The organism is Roseovarius carneus (assembly GCF_020141465.1).
Classification (GTDB): domain Bacteria; phylum Pseudomonadota; class Alphaproteobacteria; order Rhodobacterales; family Rhodobacteraceae; genus Roseovarius; species Roseovarius carneus.
On the sequence record NZ_JAHSPD010000001.1, the window covers coordinates 1,109,006 to 1,128,654 of the forward strand.

Below are 19,649 nucleotides of genomic sequence, written 5' to 3' on the forward strand. Positions count from 1 at the left end.
GGCATGGATGCAGAGCTTCCCCAATCGGTTCTGTTCTGCTGCGATCACAACGCCGTCCGCTCGCCCATGGCCGAGGGGATCATGAAAAAGCTCTATGGCGCAGACACGTATGTGCAATCGGCCGGCGTTAAAAGCGATCTGGATATTGATGGTTTCTCTATTTCGGTCTGCGAGGAAATGGGGGTGGAGCTGTCGCGCCACCGCGCGCGCAGCTTTGACGAGATGGAGGAATGGGGTGACGATCTCAGCTCTTTCGATCTGGTTGTGGCCCTCAGCCCTGCCAGCCAGCGCCGGGCGCTTGAGCTGACCCGCGTCTTCCACCTCGAAGTGGTCTATTGGCCGATCATGGACCCCACGGGGCTTGGCGAGACGCGTGAGGCCAAGCTCAACGCCTACCGCCAGACGCGCGACCAGATACGCGCCCATTTGATTGATCGCTGGGGTCCGCCCCGCGACGTTTGACCTGCCATAGAGCATACCTTTAGGAGAGCCATATGTCCGACACTGTGAAACGCTATTTCGATGCCTTCAATGCAGGCGATACAGCCGGGATGCTCGATTGTCTGTCAGATGATGTGGCCCATCACGTGAACGAGGGAAAAATCCGCAGCGGCAAGGAGGCATTCTCCAAGTTTTGCGATCACATGACCCGCTGCTACCGCGAAAACCTGACCGATATGGTGATCTTCACCAACGAAGACGGCACGCGCGCCGCCGCCGAATACACCGTGAACGGCACATATTTGGCAACCGATGAGGGGCTACCCGAGGCAAAGGGTCAGACCTATAAACTGCCCGCTGGGTCCTTCTTCACGCTTGAGGATGGCAAGATCACCCGCGTCGTGACGCATTACAACCTCGCTGATTGGGCGCAGCAGGTCTCGTAATGCGGATCGCGCCCCTCACAGGCGCGGCGCTGGAGGACGCGCTGGAGGATGTGGCGCGCCTGCGGATCGAGGTGTTTCGCAGCTATCCCTATCTCTATGATGGCGACGTGGGCTACGAGACGCGCTACCTTCAAAGCTACCGCGACAATCCCGGCGCCATTCTCGTGGGCGCTTGGGACGGTGCGCAGCTGGTAGGGGTCTCGACCGGCACACCTTTGGAAGAGCACGCCGATGATTTCGCCGCCGCCTTTGCGGATATCGACATCCCTCTTGGCGATATCTTCTACTGCGCCGAGAGTGTCCTTCTGCCTCAATATCGGGGTCGGGGCATCGGCCACGCATTCTTTGATCAGCGCGAGGCCCACGCCCGCGCATTGGGGCGGAGCCACTGCGTATTTTGCGGCGTGGTGCGTGCGCCGGGGCATCCCTTGCGCCCCGAAGGGTACCAACCGCTTGACGGGTTTTGGCGCAAACGTGGATATGCCCCGCTGAAAGGGGCCATCGCGCAGTTCTCGTGGAAGGATATCGATCAACCGGGCGAGAGTGACCATGCGCTGCAATTTTGGATGCGCGCGCTCAGTTGATGGCGCGCCTGAATGCGGCCTTGATGTAACACCTGACCCATAAGTGGTAAAACTTCGGGCCCCGCCGCGCGCGAAGGGTGGCCATACCCGGTCTGATTGAGTTATCCACAGGGTTGCCGGGGGGCGACAACAGGGACTATTGCGAATGATCCGCCTGATTGCCGCCGCCTTGTGCGCGCTTTTCCTCTTTGAATCCGCCGCTATGGCGCAAGACCGAGTGCGCTTGGGTTACGGTCGTCTTGTGACCAATGATCTGATTGGTGACGGGCATGATCGCTGGCGCACTGCGTCGATTGCATCGAGCCGTGTGTGGGGGCCGGATTGGACCGGCAGCACGCCCGGTGGCTTTGGCCAGCTTCTGGAGTTGCGCCTAGGAGCCGAGATCATCAGCCCTGAAAACATCACCACACCTGGCGTGGGCGACCGTCCTTACGCGGGCTCTATTTCTGTTGGCGTGCATACACATTTTCAGACCGCTCTGGCCGAGTTCGCGCTGGGCGGGGATCTGGTCTTTACCGGGCCGCAAACGCAGCTCGATGATTTTCAGGATTTTGTGCATGACGCAATCGGCGGGCGTGATCTGAGCAGTGGCGTGCGCCGCAATCAGATCGGCGATGACGTGAACCCCACTGGCGTGGCCGAGATGGCCCGCACGCTGCGCTTTGGCGCCGCGGGTCAGGTGCGGCCCTTCATTGAGGCGCGCGCAGGCGTCGAGACATTGGTGCGCGTGGGCGCGGATGTGAATTTCGGCGGGTTTGCGCAAAATACGTTGCTGGTGCGTGATCCTGCGACTGGGCACCGTTACCAGACGATCGGTAATGATCTGGCCGGATTTTCCTTCATGATGGGCGCGGATATCGCCCATGTGGAAGACAGCGAATTTATCACCGAGAGCCATGGGGTTGAGCTGAGCGATGCGCGCAGCCGGGTGCGGGCAGGAATGCACTACCAAAGCGCCGAAGGGCATAGGGCTTTCTATGGCCTCACATGGTTGGACAAGGAATTCAAAGGCCAACAGGACAGCCAGATTGTGGGATCAGTGCGACTGCATATAAGTTTCTGAGAAGGTATTGCTTGACAAGGGTTCCCAGAACCAATGGATTTTGTTAATCTTTAATTAATAAAAAGACGAAAAGTCTTAAAATTGAGGCAGGAAATACAGGTATGAAAACGGGCTTTCGAGGCACGTTCGTCATCTCCTGGTCGCAGACGCAAGTGGACGGTTTTGTGCCGGACGCGGTGACGTCAATTAACGTTGGGGCCACTTGGTGCTGGAACGGGGAAACCGTGCGGGTCGATGGCCCGGCGGAGCTTTTGCGACTTGAGAATGCGGACGGAAATGGGGTGAGCCGCAAGCGTGCCGCAAAAATGGTGCGCAGGCTTGTGGGGGCTGCGATCAGCGGCAAACGTGATCTGAGCGCGGTAGAGGTTGATCACCGCCTCCCCGACAGTAGCTTTGTCGTCACCAACGGGGCGCAAACCTATACCGTGACGGTGATCGAGGTCGGCGGCGGTGCGCCACCGCTTTTGATGTTCCTCGACGAAATTCCCCCGCGCGATACCGAAATGTGGGTGGTCCACCACACGCTGGAAGGGCCCGAGATGGCTTCCACAGCCCCGGCGGCGGGTGGCGTGATCTGCTTCACCCCCGGCACACGGATCGAAACACCCGACGGCCCGCGCCTTGTCGAGGAGCTGCGAGAGGGCGACCGGGTTCAGACCAAGGATAACGGCGCGGAGGAGATCCAATGGATCGGCAGCCGCCGCATGACCGGCGCGCGCCTTTTCGCAATGCCCAAACTCAGACCGATCCGCATCCGCGCCGGCGCGCTGGGCGTGGAGCGTCCCGACGAAGAGCTGCTCGTATCGCCCGAGCACCGAATGTTGGTTCAAGGCGACGTGGCGCGCGCGCTCTTCAATACGCCCGAAGTGTTGGTATCGGCCAAGGATCTGGTGAACTCAGGCACGATCCGCGTCGATCTGGCCCTGCGCGAGGTGACATATATACACCTCCTGCTTCCCCAGCATCATATCCTCTGGGCCAACGGGGTGGAAACCGAGAGCTTCCATCCGGCCAGTGCTGCGCTTTCGACACTGGACGAGACAGACCGCAAACGCCTTATGGCGCGCTTTCCCGCACTGGAGTTCGAGCCGCAAACCTATGGTGGCTTCGCCCGCCGCAGCCTCAGCCCGCCAGAGGCCGCAATCCTCGCGCATGAGGCCGCCTGACCCAGCAGAGCACCTTCCGGTGCGCCTTTTGCAGTCGCGTTCACGCCACGCAGGCGCTGGGGGTTTCACCCCCAGGCCCCCGAGGATATTTTGAGCAAGAAGAGGATTATGATCGGTCTTGGTTTCTTCTTGCTGAAAATATCCTCGCCGAAGGCATAAAAACTCTTTGGGGCAGGGCGTTGACTCGGGCGTGGGGGCGCGTATAAGCGCGGTTTCATTGGTGTTGGTGGCCCTCGCAAGGGGATGCCTGTCGGGAGCAATCCAAAGGACAACGCCCTTCCCGCCGCGAGGGCGCCTGTTAGGGCGTAGGAGTGGCCCTTAAGAAGGAGATCAGCCGTGACCAAACGCACGTCTGCCAAGTACAAAATTGACCGCCGCATGGGCGAGAACATCTGGGGTCGTCCGAAGTCCCCAGTCAATCGTCGTGAATATGGCCCCGGCCAGCATGGCCAGCGCCGCAAGGCGAAGATTTCTGATTTCGGTATTCAGCTGCGCGCCAAGCAAAAGCTCAAGGGCTATTATGGCGACCTGACTGAGAAACAGTTCAAGCGCGTCTATGTCGAGGCTGCCCGCGTTAAGGGTGACACCGGCGAGAACCTGATTGGTTTGCTGGAGCGTCGCTTGGACGCGGTCGTCTATCGCGCCAAATTCGTCGTCACCATGTTCGCAGCGCGACAGTTCGTGAACCATGGCCACGTGAAGGTGAATGGCAAGCGGGTCAACATTCCTTCCTACCGTGTGAAAGAGGGTGATGTGATCGAGGTGCGGGATCGCTCCAAGCAGTTGGCCGTTCTTCTTGAGGCCGTGCAATTGGCAGAGCGCGATGTGCCTGACTACATCGATGCGGATCACTCCAAGATGGTTGCGACATTTGTGCGCACACCGGGTCTCAGCGATGTGCCTTACCCGGTGGTGATGGAGCCCAACCTCGTTATCGAATTCTACGCGCAGAACTAAGCTTCAGGCTTTTCTGCGATATCGTGATGAGGGTCGCGGCGGGCAACTGCTGCGGCCCTTTTTCATTGGTGCTGGCCAAGGGCACGGCCCAAAGCTAGAACCAAGAATGTGAGGGAGAGGGATCATGTCGAAAATCACGCCTCAGCCGGGCATCATGGATATAGCGCTTTATCAGGGCGGTGCTTCGCATATCGCGGGTGTGCCCAATGCGGTGAAGCTCAGCTCCAATGAGAACCCGTTTGGCCCAAGTGAAGCGGCCCGTGAGGCTTACCGCAAAGCCGGGTTTGATTTGCACCGTTACCCGTCGACCGATCATGCGGCCCTGCGCGCGGCCATTGCCGAGATGCACATTCTGGATGCTGATCGCATCATTTGCGGTGCGGGCAGTGACGAGATTATCACCTTTCTCTGTCAAGCCTATGCGGGGCCGGGCGATGAGGTGATCCATACCGAGCATGGTTTTGCGATGTACCGGATTTGCGCCCTTGCGGCCGGGGCCACCCCTGTCGAGGTGCCCGAGCGGGAGCGTATCACGGATGTGGATGCGATCCTTGCCGCCTGCACCGCGCGCACCCGGTTGGTCTTTATCGCCAACCCTAACAATCCCACGGGCACGATGGTCGGCGGGGCCGAGCTTGAGCGTTTGGCGGCAGGTCTGCCTGAGCATGTTCTCTTGGTGCTCGACGGGGCCTATGCGGAATATGTTGAGGGCTATGATGGTGGCGCGCGGCTTGTGGATGCGCGCGAGAATGTGGTGATGACGCGGACCTTTTCCAAGCTTTATGGGCTGGGCGGTTTGCGCATCGGCTGGGGCTACGGCCCCTCCCATGTGATGGATGTTCTGGCGCGGGTGCGCGGGCCGTTCAACCTCAGCCAATCGGCGCTTGTGACGGCTGAGGCGGCAGTGCGCGACCGCGGCTGGGCTGATAAGTGCCGGGAAGATAATACACGGATGCGCGCCTGGCTGGCCGAGGCATTGGCGGAGCATGGCGTGCCCTCTGACACGTCTTGCGCGAACTTCATTCTCGCGCGTTTCGCCAATCAGGCCGAGGCGGAGGCGTGCGATGACTTCCTCAAGGCCGAGGGCCTGATCGTGCGGCGTGTGGGCGGATACAATCTGCCCAATTGTCTGCGTATCACCGTGGGGGATGAGCCGAGCTGTCGCCGCGTGGCCCATGCCGTCGGGCAATTCATGAAGGTTGCACGGTGAGTATTCTGTATAAGCGTGTTGCGCTGATTGGTCTCGGGCTGATTGCGGGGTCCATGGCGCTTGCCATGCGGCGCGCGGGCCTTGCGGGGGAGATCACGGGCTATGCCCGCTCGCCCGAGACGCGCGATGTGGCGCGTGAGATTGGCCTCGTGGACCGCGTCTATGACAGCGCTGCGGCGGCGGCAGAAGGCGCCGATCTCGTGGTGCTTTGTGTGCCGATTGGCGTGATGGGCGACGTGGCTGCCGAGATATCTGGGGTATTGAAGCCCGGTGCGACGGTGAGCGATGTAGGCTCTGTCAAACGCGCCGTGATCGAGGCCGTGGCCCCGCATATCCCCGAAGGTGTGCATTTCGTGCCTGCGCACCCGATGGCGGGGACCGAACATTCCGGCCCGCGTTCGGGCTTTGCCGCGCTTTTTGATAATCGCTGGTGCCTCATCGTGCCTGTGGAGGGCAGCGACCGGGCGGCGGTGGATCGGCTGGAAGCGCTATGGCGCGGGCTGGGTGCCAACACCGAAGAGATGGACGCGGATCACCATGATCTGGTCTGTGCCGTCACCAGCCATGCGCCGCATCTGATTGCGTACACGATGGTGGGCGTTGCCGACGATATGCGCCGCGTGACCGATAGCGAAGTTATCAAATTCTCCGCTGCGGGCTTTCGCGATTTTACCCGTATTGCTGCCAGTGATCCGACCATGTGGCGTGATGTGTTTTTGTCGAACAAGGACGCCACGCTGGAGGTTCTGGGCCGCTTCACGGAAGAGCTCTTTGCCCTGCAACGCGCCATCCGCACCGGGGATGGGGACCATCTGCACGAATATTTCACCCGCACGCGGGCGATCCGCCGCGAGATTGTCGAAGCGGGCCAAGATACGGATGCGCCCGACTTTGGCAGGGGCGGGCGCAAATGAAGCGTATTTTGCCCATCGTGCTGTCCATGTCGGCGGGATGGGCGGCGGCGCAAGCGCCTGATACGTCATTGCGCCCTGTGGCGCGGTCGGGGTCGGAGCAAACTGGGGTAGCCTCTGTGCCAGATGTGCAAGCGCAGCCAGAGACCGCTTTGGAACAGACTGGGGCAGACAACGCCCAGATCCGCCAAGTTAATTCGCGTGTCGGCGAGCGGCCCGTGGCATCGGCCTCGGCGCCCGCGCGTGAAGACGGTGTCGAACGGCGGGGGCTTTTCTCGTCGCTGCGCCCGCTCTTGCGGCCCCGCGCGGTTGGGGAAAAGGGCGTTGCTGCGCAAAACCTCAAGGCACGTGGTGCTGTCTGCGGTGATCTGGCCATTCAGGGTGAAGTGGTCGGTGCCGTGCCCGGCAAGATCAAGGGCTGCGGTGTGATCAACGCCGTGAAAGTGCGGGAGGTGAGCGGGATTTCCCTGAGCCAGCACGCGGTGATGGATTGCGTCACTGCAAAGGCGCTTAAATCGTGGGTCAACAATGGCGTAAAGCCTGCGGTGGGCAACACGGGCGGCGGTGTGAAAGGCCTTCAAGTTGCTGCGCATTACGTCTGCCGCACCCGCAACCACAAGCCGGGCGCGAAAATTTCTGAGCATGGCAAAGGGCGCGCGATTGATATTGCGGCCATTCAGCTGCATGACGGCTCGGAGCTGTCGGTGTCGCGCCATTGGCGCACGGCGCAACGTGGTCGGATGCTCAAACAGATGCACAAGGCGGCTTGTGGGCCGTTTGGCACGGTTCTGGGCCCCGATGGGGACCGTTATCACCAGAACCATTTTCATCTTGATACCGCCCGCCATCGCGGTGGGCCGTTCTGTCGTTAAGATCAACGCAGCCGTAGCACCGGCGCAGGCCCAACCGGGATCGGCCCCAGCCAGATGCGCCCACCGCGCAGATCAAGCGGGATATCAAGGCTCGATGGATTGCCCGACAGCCCCGCCATAAGGCCCAGAGCGTTCTCCATTGGCCCTGCAAGGCTCTCGGGGAGAGCGCCCGCGGCGCGACCCAAGGCAAGTATCTCGCGCCAGTTCTCGGCCTTGATTGTCAGGCTCCCCTCGGGCAGCCCGCGCGCATCAATCATGACCGAGCCTGCGGCTTGAAGCGATAGTTGCCCCCAGCGTGCTTGGGCCAATTTCAGCACTATCTCACGCGGCTGAGGCCGGGCGACCTCAATCGCGTTGCGGTCCCATGGGCGGTCGAAAACGACGGTGAAATCGGCAGTCACGGTCTCCAGCGTTTCTGGCAGGTTGCCGTTTTGATCGACGCGCTCCAGCCAGCCCGCAGCGGGGGCCAGCCCATCGGCCCGCAAGCCCATATGGTAATGCGCATCGGCGTCCGCGGGCACGCGCTCAACGGCCAATGTCACGGCCTCGGCCCCCAATGGCGCGCCGCCCGCTACCGAGGCGACGCTGAGCGCGGATGCGGTCAGCGTTGCGCGGTCAAGCGTGAGGCCGGTGTTGGCCTCCAGCACCATTGATGCGCGCATATCCTCGGAGCGGAGCGTGAATTTCTCCTCGGGTGTGGCCACTTGCTGTGCGTTGGGCCAGACGGCGATCACGTGATTGGGCTGATAGCTGAGCGCGAGGATTTGAAACACAGGGGCGTCCCAAGACAGGCCGGTGCCCGGATCGGCCAGCGAGATGTCAGTGAAATTGGCATCAAACCGGTTGGGAAAGCCGCCCACGGCGATGTCGCCATATTCCGCCTGCCAGCCATCCGCGCGGCGCTCCTCGAACCAGCTGGCAAAGCCGGTTTCGGCGGCGCGCGCCCCGATAAACCAGTATCCGACCCACGCCACCGCCGCCAAAAGCACGATTGCCACTATTGCCCGCATGATCTGTCCTCTTTTCGTGCTGTTTGAGATAGTGTTTATAGGGCCTGATCGTGAGGGGAACAGAAAAATGACAATGTGGGTGTTTGGCTATGGATCGCTGGTGTGGAACCCCGGTTTCGAGGTGGCTGAGCAACGGCTGGCTACGCTTGAGGGGTATGCACGCAGCTTTTGCATGCGCTCGGTCCATCATCGTGGCACCCATGAGAACCCTGGTCTGGTCCTCGCGCTGGACGCGGCAGCGGGCGCATCATGCCAAGGCGTTGCGATGGCGGTGCGCGGTGGGCAGGAGGCGGACGTGCTGGAATATCTGCGCGCGCGCGAGCTGATCTCCTCGGCCTATGTGGAGCGCAATCTTGAGGTGCGTATGGCCGATGGGGAGATAGCGCAGGCCGTCACCTATGTGATTGATGCCGCCCATGTGCAATATTGCGGCGGTATGCCCCTTGAGGCGCAAGCCGAGATCATCGTGGCGGCACATGGCGGGCGCGGACCAAATACTGAATATCTCTACAATACGGCCCAGCATCTGGCCGAGCTTGGCATCGCGGATACCGATCTGGAATGGCTGGCGCGGCGCGTCCGGGCGCTGGCTGCATAAACCCTTGGCGTGGCGGGGCCGGATGGCGTAGGCTGCGAGCAACAAAACAGTGTCGGGAGCGTCCGAATGGACCAGCCGGACCGCGAGGTCGAGCCGAATTTTTCTCATCCAGTGCGCCAGATCATCTTGATGCTGGTGGTGCTTGGTCTGACTGTGTTTGGCGTCTTTCTGGCGCTGCCCCGGGTGTTGCCGGTGTTTCAGGCGAACCCCTATCTCAACGGGTTCATCATTTTTGTTTTTGTTATTGGCGTGCTGGCCTGCTTTTGGCAGATGTTTCAGCTGATCGGGTCCGTCCGCTGGCTTGAGGGGTTTGCCGCGCAGACGCCGGGTCATGAGATGACGAAGGCGCCGCAGCTTCTGGCGCCTCTGGCCACCCTTCTGCGGCAACGGGCCAAGCGGATGCAGATCGCGCAAACCTCCGCACGCTCCATCCTCGATTCCGTGGCGCAACGGATCGACGAGGCGCGCGAGATCACGCGCTACATCGTCAACATGCTGATTTTCCTCGGCCTTTTGGGTACGTTCTATGGTCTTGCCACCACGGTGCCTGCGCTTGTGGACACAATCCGTGGCCTTGCCCCGCAAGAGGGTGAAGACGGGGTTGAGGTCTTCAGCCGTTTGATGACGGGGCTTGAAGGGCAGCTTGGGGGGATGGGTGTGGCCTTTGCCTCATCGCTTCTGGGTCTTGCGGGGTCGCTGGTGGTCGGGCTTTTGGAGCTGTTTGCCAGTCATGGCCAGAACCGCTTTTACCGCGAGCTGGAGGAGTGGCTGTCCACGATCACCCGCGTTGGATATGCGGGCAGCGAGGGCGAAGGCGCTGGCGGCTCAGATGCCATGGGCGGGGTGCTGGATCACATGAACGCGCAGATGGACGGGCTGCAATCGCTGATGGAGCGGTCGGAGCAGGCCCGGATCGCAGCTGACACGCGCATGGCGCAATTGGCCACTGCGGTCGAGCATTTGGCCAGCCGGATGGGCACCACTGACAACGATATTCTGGCACGGATCGCCGACGGGCAGGAGCGTTTGGTCGATGTGCTAGGCGCGCGCGAGGCCAATGACGGGCTGGATGCGGAAAGCCGGATGCGGCTGCGCTCGATTGATGTGCAGATGTTACGCATTCTGGAGGAGATCAGCGCGGGCCGTCAGGAAAGCATGACCGAGCTGCGCACTGATCTGGCCACGCTCACCCGCGCGCTTGAGCGGGCCAAGGCGGGGCGCTAGGCCATGGCCCTCTCACGGCGCACTGGGCAACGCTTTCAAGCCTCGATCTGGCCGGGTTTCGTGGATGCGATGACAGGGCTTTTGCTGGTCCTGATGTTCGTGCTGACCATTTTTATGGTGGTGCAGTTTGCCCTTCGTGAGACAATCACAGGACAAGAAACCAAGCTTGATGCGCTGTCGTCCGAGGTGGCGGCCCTTGCCCGCGCGCTCGGGCTGGAGCAGGATCGCGCAAGCACGCTGGAGGACCGGGTCGGGACGCTTACGGCCACGTTGAGCGATGCGCGTGACAGGCAGGCTGCACAGGCTGCACAGATCGCGGCCCTCAGTGCCGAGCGTGACACGCAAGACGCGGCCCTTGACGCAGCAGCAGCCCGCATCGCCACGTTTGAGGAGCAGGTCGCGGGCCTTTTGGCGCAACGCGACACGGCGCTGGGGCAGGTGGCCGCTTTGGAAAACACGCAAGCGGGGCTTTTGTCCGAGCAGGAGGCATTGCAACTGGCCCTTGCGGGGATGCGCGATGAGGTGGATGCGCAAGAAGAGGCCGCCCGTTTGGCCGCAGCACAACGCGAGGTGCTTGAGGCGCTGATCGCGGATCTGCGCGGTGCGGCGGAGGAGGCGCAAGGCGCGCTGACCGCTGAGGTAGCAGAGCTGCAACAGGCGCTGAGCGAAGAGGAGGCTGCGCGGCTGGCCGAGGCGGCAGCGGCGGAGGCTCTGCGCGCGCGGTTGGAAGGGGCCTCAGCTGAGCTTACTGCGATGGCGCTCGCGCTGGAGGAGCAGCGGCGCGAGGCGGAGGAGACATTGACCCTTCTCGCGGCGGCCGACATCGCGCGCGCGGATATTGAGGCTGCACTCACCGCCACCCAACTCAGCGCCGCAGAAGAGCGTGCGGCGCTGCTCGCACAGGCCCGTGCCACGCTAGCAGAGCAAACCAAGCAGACCGAGGCAGCCCTGCGCGAGCAGGCGCTTTTGAACCAACAGGTCGCGGCTCTGCGCACACAATTGGGCGAGCTTCAGGCGCTTCTTGATGATGCATCCGCCCGCGAGGCCACGAATGATGTGCAGCTTCAATCGCTGGGCAATGAGCTGAATGCGGCACTCGCGCGGGTGGCCGCCGGAGAGCGCCGCCGCCGCGAATTGGAGGAGGAAAAAGCCGCGCGGCTGGAGGCGGAAAATCAGGATCTGGCGCGCTACCGCTCGGAGTTTTTCGCGGCCCTGCGCGAGGTTTTGGGCACGCAGGACGGTGTGCGGATTGAGGGCGACAGGTTCGTGTTCTCGTCCGAGGTGCTCTTTGATCCGGGCCGCGCGACCCTCTCGGATGCGGGCCGGGGCGAGGTGGCCAAGGTCGCTGAAATCCTGCGCCGCGTGGCCGGAGACATCCCCGAAAGCGTTGATTGGGTCATCCGCGTCGATGGGCATACGGATGATGTGCCGATCCGCAATTCGCCCGATTTTGCAGATAACTGGGAGCTGAGCCAAGCGCGGGCCCTCTCGGTCGTACGCTACATGATCGACTTCCTTGGTCTGCCGCCGGACCGTCTCGCGGCCAATGGCTTTGGGCAATACCAGCCGGTGAACATCGAAGATACGCCCGAGGCGCGTGCGCAAAACCGTCGGATCGAGCTCAAGATTACCGAGCGGTGATCAGCGGATGGTAAGCGGCGTGGTCATGCTATCGACAATCGCCCCATCCCGGCGCAGCGAAATCTCGGCGCTATAGCTGCCTGCCTCCCAGCCACCGCTCGGCGCGCGGCGGCCTGCGGCGCGGAAAAACTGCGCCTGCGCCTTGTCCACGGTCGTGGAATGGGAGAACACCTCGCCCTCTGGCCCCATGATACGGATCTGCATCACGTCGTCCGCACGCCCGCCAAAGGCGTACCCCCACGCCACTAGCGCCGGTGCGTCGGGCGCGAGATCAGTGCGACCCGCAATGCCCTCTTTGATGTCGTCGAAGCTGGGCACGGCGGTGCTGAACCCAGCGGCAAGCAGGCCACCGGGGCGATATTCAGGCGCATCAAGCCAGAGGGTTTCCTGCGAAGGGGCGCCGCATGTGATCTGCCCATCGGGATCGAACGGATCCACCACCTCACCATCTTGGCGCACGGTCAGGTGGACATGCGGGAATTGCGTGCGCCCCGAGAGGCCAATGAACCCAAGCACATCGCCGCGCTCCACCTGCTGCTCCGCCTCCACCCGCACGGAGCCTTGGCGCAGGTGGCAATATTGCGTCTCCCATCCACCTGCGTGGCGGATCGCGACACCATTGCCACAATCCTTGCCCTCAAGCTCGGCGGCCATATCATCGGTATAGAGACGGTCGGCCATGCCGTCGCGGATGCCGCGCACCCGGCCGGGGGCCGCAGCGATGACCGGCACGCCTGCATGCATCGCACGCATCGAGGGCAGGCCGAAATCCGTGCCGCGATGGCCATCATAGCTGAGGCCCTGACACATGAAGTCAGACGCCCCGGAGCCGGGATCAAAATCAACATATTGCTGGATGAAACATGTCTCGCCCAAGGTGCAATCGGCGGGCAGGCCGAGCGCCGGGGGAGGGTCTGCCGCGGCGCCGGACCCCAGAAGGATCAGCGCCGCCGCAAAGGTTTTTCGCATCACTCCGCGGTGAGCAGCGGGGGCTTCTTGCCTGTCAGGCGGGGCTGACCGGGGCCTTCGACCCGCAGATCAATCTTGCCGTCCTTAACGCCCACCTGAACGATCCCGCCCTTGGCCAGCTTGCCAAAGAGAAGCTCCTCGGCCAGCGGTTTCTTGATGTGCTCCTGAATCACACGGCCCAGAGGGCGCGCGCCCATCTTCTCGTCATAGCCGCGATCCGCCAGCCACTCGGCGGCGGGTTTCGTCAGCTCAATGGTCACGTTGCGGTCCATCAGCTGCGCCTCAAGTTGCAGCACGAACTTCTCGACCACCTGCATGATGACCTCTTTGGGCAGCGCGCCAAAGCTGATCACCGCATCGAGACGGTTGCGAAATTCGGGCGTGAACGTCCGCTCGATGGCCGCCGTATCCTCGCCCGTGCGCTTGTCACGACCAAAGCCGATGGCTTCTTTCGCCATATCGGATGCGCCTGCGTTGGACGTCATTATCAGCACCACATTGCGGAAATCGACCGTGCGCCCGTTGTGATCGGTCAGCGTGCCGTGGTCCATCACCTGAAGCAGGATGTTGAACACGTCCGGGTGCGCCTTCTCGATCTCATCAAGCAGCAAGACACAATGCGGATGCTGGTCTACGCCATCGGTCAGCAGACCGCCCTGATCGAACCCGACATAGCCGGGAGGTGCACCGATAAGGCGCGAGACCGCGTGTTTCTCCATGTATTCGGACATATCGAACCGCAAAAGCTCCACGCCCAGCGTATCGGCCAGCTGTTTGGCCACTTCGGTTTTGCCGACGCCCGTGGGGCCTGCAAAGAGGTAGTTGCCAATGGGTTTTTCCGGCTCCCGCAGACCGGCGCGCGATAGCTTGATCGCCGACGCCAGCGCCTCGATTGCCATGTCCTGTCCGAACACGACCCGCTTGAGCGAGGCTTCGAGATCTTTGAGGACCTCGGCGTCGCTTTTGCTCACGTTTTTTGGTGGGATACGGGCGATTTTCGCCACGACATCCTCGATCTCTTTGGTGCCGATGGATTTTCGACGTTTGGAGGCCACCAGGAGATGTTGCGCAGCCCCTGCTTCGTCGATCACGTCAATCGCCTTGTCGGGCAATTTGCGGTCGTTAATATAGCGCGACGAGAGGTCCACCGCCGATTTGATCGCATCATTGGTGTATTTCACGCTGTGATGTTCCTCGAAATAGGGCTTGAGGCCCTTGAGGATCTTGATCGCGTCTTCCACCGTTGGCTCGGCCACGTCAATTTTCTGGAACCGGCGGCTCAGCGCGCGATCCTTCTCGAAATGCTGGCGGAATTCCTTGAAGGTGGTGGAGCCCATGCAGCGCAGCTTGCCGCCCTGAAGCGCTGGTTTCAGCAGGTTGGACGCGTCCATTGCGCCGCCCGATGTGGCGCCCGCGCCGATCACGGTGTGAATTTCATCGATGAAGAGCACCGCATCGGGGTGGTTCTCCATCTCAGTCATCACGGCCTTGAGACGCTCCTCAAAATCACCGCGATACCGTGTGCCGGCCAGAAGCGCGCCCATATCAAGCGAGAAGATCGTCGTTTTGGATAGAATTTCAGGCGTCTCGCCCTGCACGATCTTGCGCGCGAGGCCCTCGGCAATGGCGGTTTTGCCAACCCCGGGATCACCCACCAAGAGGGGATTGTTCTTACGGCGGCGGCAGAGCACCTGAATGCACCGTTCCACCTCGGAGGCGCGGCCGATCAACGGGTCGACATTGCCTTGCCGGGATTTCTCATTGAGGTCGACGCAATATTTGGCCAGCGCGCTTTCGCCCTGCTCCACCGCGTCGGATTCGGACGACATCTTCGGGCCATCCTCAGACTCTTCCGCGCCCGAGACCGAACGCGCCTCGCCAAAGGCGGGGTCTTTCGCCACGCCGTGGGCGATGAAATTCACCGCGTCATAGCGGGTCATGTCCTGCTCTTGCAGGAAATAGGCGGCGTTGCTCTCGCGCTCGGCAAAGATGGCGACGAGCACATTTGCGCCGGTCACCTCCGTGCGGCCCGAGCTTTGCACATGGATCGCGGCGCGCTGGATCACGCGCTGGAACGCCGCAGTTGGCACGGCCTCAGACCCTTCAATGTCTGTCACGAGGTTCGACAGATCATCGTCGATGAAATCCACAAGCGTGCCCCGCAGCTCTTCCGTCTCTACGCTACATGCTTTCATCACGCGGTGCGCGTCTGGCTCGTCGATGAGCGCGAGCAAAAGATGCTCCAGCGTTGCAAATTCGTGCTGGCGTGCGTTGGCGAGGGCCAGTGCCGCGTGAATTGCCTGTTCGAGTGTGGTCGAGAATGAAGGCACCTGTGTGCTCCTTCTTGTGGGGTTGGGGCGCGTTGCCCGTCACCGTGATCCTATTGTCTTAAAGTTTGGTCGATATTGACCGCGCTTCAAGGGTTTTTTCTCCAGCACCACTCACTTTTACGAAATGTGAGGGTTTGCTGTGCACTTCAAAACCGATCCTTCCGCGCGCGAATTTCCGTGAAAACCTCGGCATCGCTGGCATGTTGCAGCCCCAAATGCGCCCGGATATCCGGATCGGTGGCGCGCAGGAACGGGTTTGTCGCACGCTCTGTCTCAAGGGTCGTGGGCACCGTCGGCTGGCCAGTTGCGCGGGCCGCGTTCACTTCGTCTACACGAGAGGTAAGCGCAGAATTGTCGGGGTCAATGGTCAGTGCGAATTTGGCGTTGGCGGCGGTGTATTCATGGCCCGAACACACGATGGTATCGCCGGGCAGGGCGGCAAGCTTGCTCAGGCTTTGCCACATCTGCGCGGGCGTCCCCTCGAAAAGCCGCCCACAGCCAAGCGCCATCAGGCTGTCGGCGGTGAAAAGCAGCCCGGGTCCGGGGAAATGCACGGCGATGTGGCCGACCGTGTGGCCAGACACGTCGATCACATGGCCCGCCTCGCCGCCGATCTTGATCCGGTCCCCCTCGGCCACGGCGATATCCAAAGGCGGCAGGCGATGCGCATCTGCCTTGGCCCCGATCACCATCGCTGGATGCGCGGCCAGAAGATCGCCCAGCCCATCCACATGGTCCCAGTGATGATGCGTTAGCAGCACATGGCTGAGGGTCCAGCCCTTGTTCGCAAGCATCGAGATAATCGGTGCCGCTTCGGGCACATCCACGGCCAGCGTCTCACCCGTTGCCGGATCATGGGCGAGATACGCATAATTATCGGCAAGGCAGGGGATGGTTACGAGCTCTAATGTCATGGGCCTGCCTTTCATGTGGCTTTCGCCGGGCGCGCGTTTTGGTCTAGGGTTCAGACTGACGGATCACTCGGGGCTTCGCAATGCATCTTGATGTGCAGGACCTTCGCAATTTTTATTATCGCAGCGCGCTGGGCCGTGCTGTGCAGAAAACCCTGCGCGAAGAATTGCGAAAATGCTGGCCCGAGGCCAAGGGCCAGACTGTGGTGGGGTTTGGCTTTGCTGTGCCTTTTTTGCGGCCCTATCTGAAGGACGCACGTCGGGTGACGGCGCTTATGCCGGGGCCGCAAGGGGTTATCGCATGGCCGCAAGGGATGCCGAATGTCTCTGTTTTGTGCGAGGAAACGCTCTGGCCGTTGGAGACGGGGCATGTGGACAAGCTTTTGGTGATGCATGGGCTTGAGGCGAGCGAGCGGCCAGCGGATCTTCTGGAGGAATGCTGGCGCGTGCTCGGCCCCGGCGGGTCCGCGCTTTTTGTGGTGCCGAACCGGGCGGGGCTCTGGTCGCGCTCGGATCGCACGCCTTTTGGTTTCGGCAGGCCCTATAGTCAATCGCAGCTCGAAAGTCAGCTCAAGGCCCACAGTTTTCTGCCAGAGCGGCATCTGCACACGTTGTACCAACCCCCCAGCACACGGCGCTTTTGGCGCAAGACCGCGGGCATGTGGGAACATCTGGGCGGATCGCTGTCGATGATCGCGGCGGGCGGGGTGCTGATCGTGCAAGCGAGCAAACGTGTTCACGCGCCGCGCGGGCCGGGCCTGAGGGTTAAGGTGCGCAAACCGCTTGAGGCGCTGCAACCCGCGGCCACACCACAGGCAAAGCCGGTCTGATACGGATCAGGGCCTGAGGGTGCCGACCGGGGCTGGGGAGTGGCTCAGATGCATCGCGTTGTTGCCTTGCGTCAATGGTAGCGGTAACGGGCTGAGGGCGGGTTGATGCGGAGTTTGCGGCGCAGTGGCTCACGGAATCGGCACCAGTCGTGAAATTTACGAGTTTTTGCGTCAGAAAATCTTGCGCAAACGGTCGCATGCCGATCAACATATTGAAAAATATGTATTTTCTAACAGGCTCTACAACCGCATAGAAACTTGGCAAGCCTGCAACGCTCTGCTAGACCCACGCCGGATCACAGTGAATTTGGCGCGCATGCGCCGCAAACGTCCCCGGACGCGACAATCGCGGCAAACCGGGGCAAATTGTCGGAAGGGTGGACGTGTCCGAACCAGCTTCGATTTCCTCCGGTATCGCCGAGCGCTATGCCACCGCGATTTTTGAATTGTCACAAGAGGGCAAGCTGCTGCCCAAGCTGGAAGCAGGCGTCGATGACCTTGCCGCCGCCCTTGAAGGCAGCTCGGATCTGCGCGAAGTGATCTCCAGCCCCGTGCTGAGCCGCGCCGAGCAAGGTGCCGCTATCGCTGCCATCGCCAAGAAGATGAAATTGCCCGTGCCGCTGGCGCAGGGTATGGCCCTTATGGCCGAGAAACGCCGCCTCTTTGTGCTGCCTCAGCTTATTGCGCAGCTTCGCGCGCTGATCGCGGATGAAAAGGGCGAAGTGAATGCCGACGTCACAAGTGCCAAGGCGCTGACCAAGGCGCAGTCCGACAAATTGGCCAAAACGCTGAAAGCCAGCGTGGGCAAGGATGTCAAAATCAACGCGACCGTCGATGAAAGCCTCATCGGTGGTCTTATCGTCAAGGTGGGCTCGAAGATGATCGACACGTCGATCCGCTCCAAGCTCTCATCCCTCCAGAGTTCAATGAAAGAGGTCGGATAAATGGGTATCCAAGCGGCAGAGATTTCTGCAATCCTGAAGGACCAGATCAAGAATTTCGGCCAAGACGCCGAAGTGGCCGAAGTTGGCCGGGTGCTGTCCGTGGGCGATGGTATCGCGCGCGTTCACGGCCTCGACAATGTGCAGGCCGGTGAGCTGGTTGAATTCCCTGGCAAGATCATGGGCATGGCGCTGAACCTCGAGGCTGACAATGTCGGCGTCGTGATCTTCGGCTCTGACCGTGACATCAAGGAAGGCGACACCGTTAAGCGCACCAAGTCCATCGTGGATGTGCCCATCGGTGACGAGCTTCTGGGCCGGGTCGTGGACGGCCTTGGCAACCCAATTGATGGCAAAGGCCCGATCAAGACCAAGGCACGCGGCCTTGCCGACGTGAAAGCGCCGGGCATCATCCCGCGCAAATCCGTGCATGAGCCGATGGCGACCGGCCTCAAGTCCGTGGACGCGATGATCCCAATTGGTCGTGGCCAGCGCGAGCTGATCATTGGCGACCGTCAGACCGGCAAGACCGCCGTGGCCCTCGACGCGATCCTGAACCAAAAAGCGTATAACGACGCGGCTGGCGATGATGAAAGCAAGAAGCTCTACTGCATCTACGTGGCTGTTGGGCAGAAACGCTCGACCGTGGCGCAGCTTGTGAAGAAGCTGGAAGAAACCGGCGCGATTGAATACACGATCGTGGTCGCGGCAACCGCCTCTGACCCTGCGCCGATGCAGTTCCTCGCGCCCTATTCCGCGACAGCGATGGCTGAGCATTTCCGCGACAATGGCCGTCATGCCCTGATCGTCTATGATGATCTGTCCAAACAGGCCGTGGCCTACCGCCAGATGTCGCTCCTGCTGCGCCGCCCACCCGGCCGCGAAGCGTATCCCGGTGACGTGTTCTATCTCCACTCTCGCCTGCTGGAGCGGTCGGCGAAACTGGGCGATGATGCGGGCAACGGCTCGCTGACGGCTCTGCCGATCATTGAGACCCAAGGCGGCGACGTGTCGGCCTTTATTCCGACAAACGTGATCTCAATCACCGATGGTCAGATCTTCCTTGAGACCGAGCTTTTCTATCAGGGTGTCCGCCCTGCCGTGAACACCGGTCTGTCGGTCAGCCGCGTTGGCTCGTCGGCACAAACATCGGCCATGTCCTCGGTGGCGGGCCCGGTGAAGCTGAGCCTCGCGCAGTACCGCGAAATGGCGGCCTTCGCGCAGTTTGGGTCGGATCTGGATGCGGCAACGCAGCAGCTTTTGAACCGTGGCGCGCGCCTTACGGAGCTTATGAAGCAGCCGCAATACGCGCCGCTGACCAATGCCGAGATCGTCTGCGTCATTTTCGCGGGCACCAACGGCTATCTGGACAAGATCCCGGTGTCGGAGGTGGGTAAGTTCGAGGCGTCCATGCTCGCCTTCTTGCGTAACCAAAAGGCCGATTTCCTAGCTTGGATTGCGAAAGACGACCCCAAGTTCAAGGGCGGCGAGAATGTCGACAAGATGAAAGCGGTCCTCGACGAGTTCGTGTCAACCTACTGATAA

Annotated in this window: 19 protein-coding genes; 15 read left to right on the plus strand and 4 right to left on the minus strand. The window is 61.5% G+C overall.

Annotated elements, in window-relative coordinates:
• The first annotated feature begins 3 nt into the window (after positions 1-3).
• From KUD11_RS05475 to KUD11_RS05515, 9 genes are all read left to right on the plus strand, one after another.
• Positions 4-462: an arsenate-mycothiol transferase ArsC gene (locus KUD11_RS05475; protein ID WP_109385900.1), complete on the plus strand. Its 459-nt coding sequence runs from the start codon at positions 4-6 to the stop codon at positions 460-462.
• 32 nt (positions 463-494) lie between these two features.
• The gene (locus KUD11_RS05480) at positions 495-887 is read left to right on the plus strand and encodes a ketosteroid isomerase-related protein (protein ID WP_109385898.1); all 393 of its coding nucleotides are present in this window, start codon (positions 495-497) and stop codon (positions 885-887) included.
• Complete coding sequence (locus KUD11_RS05485) at positions 887-1,471, plus strand: GNAT family N-acetyltransferase (RefSeq protein ID WP_109385896.1); 585 nt, start codon at positions 887-889, stop codon at positions 1,469-1,471. The genes KUD11_RS05480 and KUD11_RS05485 overlap by 1 nt, the downstream gene beginning before the upstream one ends.
• Positions 1,472-1,616: 145 nt before the next feature.
• Complete coding sequence (locus tag KUD11_RS05490) at positions 1,617-2,534, plus strand: lipid A-modifier LpxR family protein (RefSeq protein ID WP_109385894.1); 918 nt, start codon at positions 1,617-1,619, stop codon at positions 2,532-2,534.
• Positions 2,535-2,635: 101 nt separating this feature from the next.
• Positions 2,636-3,700 (plus strand): Hint domain-containing protein, encoded by a 1,065-nt coding sequence (locus tag KUD11_RS05495; RefSeq protein ID WP_109385892.1) that lies wholly within the window; start codon positions 2,636-2,638, stop codon positions 3,698-3,700.
• 336 nt (positions 3,701-4,036) lie between these two features.
• Positions 4,037-4,657, plus strand: coding sequence for a 30S ribosomal protein S4 (gene rpsD / locus KUD11_RS05500; protein ID WP_109385890.1), 621 nt, complete (start codon positions 4,037-4,039; stop codon positions 4,655-4,657).
• A 124-nt stretch (positions 4,658-4,781) separates the two neighbouring features.
• Positions 4,782-5,867 carry a histidinol-phosphate transaminase gene (gene hisC / locus KUD11_RS05505; RefSeq protein WP_109385888.1) on the plus strand — a complete coding sequence of 362 codons (1,086 nt, stop codon included), beginning with the start codon at positions 4,782-4,784 and terminating at the stop codon, positions 5,865-5,867.
• On the plus strand, positions 5,864-6,781 hold the full coding sequence (locus KUD11_RS05510; RefSeq protein ID WP_109385886.1) for a prephenate/arogenate dehydrogenase family protein: 918 nt from the start codon (positions 5,864-5,866) through the stop codon (positions 6,779-6,781). Before hisC ends, KUD11_RS05510 begins: the two co-directional genes overlap by 4 nt.
• A complete protein-coding gene (locus KUD11_RS05515) occupies positions 6,778-7,650 on the plus strand; it encodes an extensin-like domain-containing protein (protein WP_109385884.1) in 873 nt (290 codons plus the stop codon). Before KUD11_RS05510 ends, KUD11_RS05515 begins: the two co-directional genes overlap by 4 nt.
• Before the next feature lie 2 nt (positions 7,651-7,652).
• Here the strand turns inward: KUD11_RS05515 and KUD11_RS05520 are convergent, their stop codons facing one another.
• Positions 7,653-8,660: a DUF2125 domain-containing protein gene (locus KUD11_RS05520; RefSeq protein WP_109385882.1), complete on the minus strand. Its 1,008-nt coding sequence runs from the start codon at positions 8,658-8,660 to the stop codon at positions 7,653-7,655.
• Between the two features lie 67 nt (positions 8,661-8,727).
• Here KUD11_RS05520 and KUD11_RS05525 point away from each other — a divergent pair, with 67 nt between their 5' ends.
• The 3 genes from KUD11_RS05525 (at position 8,728) to KUD11_RS05535 (ending at position 12,123) form a co-directional block, all read left to right on the plus strand.
• Positions 8,728-9,258 carry a gamma-glutamylcyclotransferase gene (locus tag KUD11_RS05525; RefSeq protein ID WP_109388184.1) on the plus strand — a complete coding sequence of 177 codons (531 nt, stop codon included), beginning with the start codon at positions 8,728-8,730 and terminating at the stop codon, positions 9,256-9,258.
• Positions 9,259-9,324: 66 nt separating this feature from the next.
• The gene (locus KUD11_RS05530; RefSeq protein WP_109385880.1) at positions 9,325-10,482 is read left to right on the plus strand and encodes a biopolymer transporter ExbB; all 1,158 of its coding nucleotides are present in this window, start codon (positions 9,325-9,327) and stop codon (positions 10,480-10,482) included.
• Between the two features lie 3 nt (positions 10,483-10,485).
• Complete coding sequence (locus tag KUD11_RS05535; protein ID WP_109385878.1) at positions 10,486-12,123, plus strand: peptidoglycan -binding protein; 1,638 nt, start codon at positions 10,486-10,488, stop codon at positions 12,121-12,123.
• On the opposite strand, the gene KUD11_RS05540 is transcribed toward KUD11_RS05535, so the two are convergent.
• From KUD11_RS05540 to gloB, 3 genes are all read right to left on the minus strand, one after another.
• Positions 12,124-13,092, minus strand: coding sequence for a M23 family metallopeptidase (locus tag KUD11_RS05540; protein ID WP_109385876.1), 969 nt, complete (start codon positions 13,090-13,092; stop codon positions 12,124-12,126).
• Positions 13,092-15,422, minus strand: coding sequence for an ATP-dependent Clp protease ATP-binding subunit ClpA (gene clpA, locus KUD11_RS05545; protein WP_109385874.1), 2,331 nt, complete (start codon positions 15,420-15,422; stop codon positions 13,092-13,094). The genes KUD11_RS05540 and clpA overlap by 1 nt, the downstream gene beginning before the upstream one ends.
• A gap of 146 nt (positions 15,423-15,568) precedes the next feature.
• Positions 15,569-16,336 (minus strand): hydroxyacylglutathione hydrolase, encoded by a 768-nt coding sequence (gene gloB / locus KUD11_RS05550; RefSeq protein ID WP_181375305.1) that lies wholly within the window; start codon positions 16,334-16,336, stop codon positions 15,569-15,571.
• Positions 16,337-16,416: 80 nt separating this feature from the next.
• Between gloB and KUD11_RS05555 the strand changes: the two genes are divergently transcribed.
• From KUD11_RS05555 to atpA, 3 genes are all read left to right on the plus strand, one after another.
• Positions 16,417-17,163 carry a methyltransferase domain-containing protein gene (locus tag KUD11_RS05555; RefSeq protein ID WP_109385870.1) on the plus strand — a complete coding sequence of 249 codons (747 nt, stop codon included), beginning with the start codon at positions 16,417-16,419 and terminating at the stop codon, positions 17,161-17,163.
• Between the two features lie 377 nt (positions 17,164-17,540).
• A complete protein-coding gene (locus KUD11_RS05560; protein ID WP_109385868.1) occupies positions 17,541-18,107 on the plus strand; it encodes a F0F1 ATP synthase subunit delta in 567 nt (188 codons plus the stop codon).
• On the plus strand, positions 18,108-19,646 hold the full coding sequence (gene atpA, locus KUD11_RS05565) for a F0F1 ATP synthase subunit alpha (protein WP_109385866.1): 1,539 nt from the start codon (positions 18,108-18,110) through the stop codon (positions 19,644-19,646). It abuts the gene before it with no gap.
• Positions 19,647-19,649: the final 3 nt, after the last annotated feature.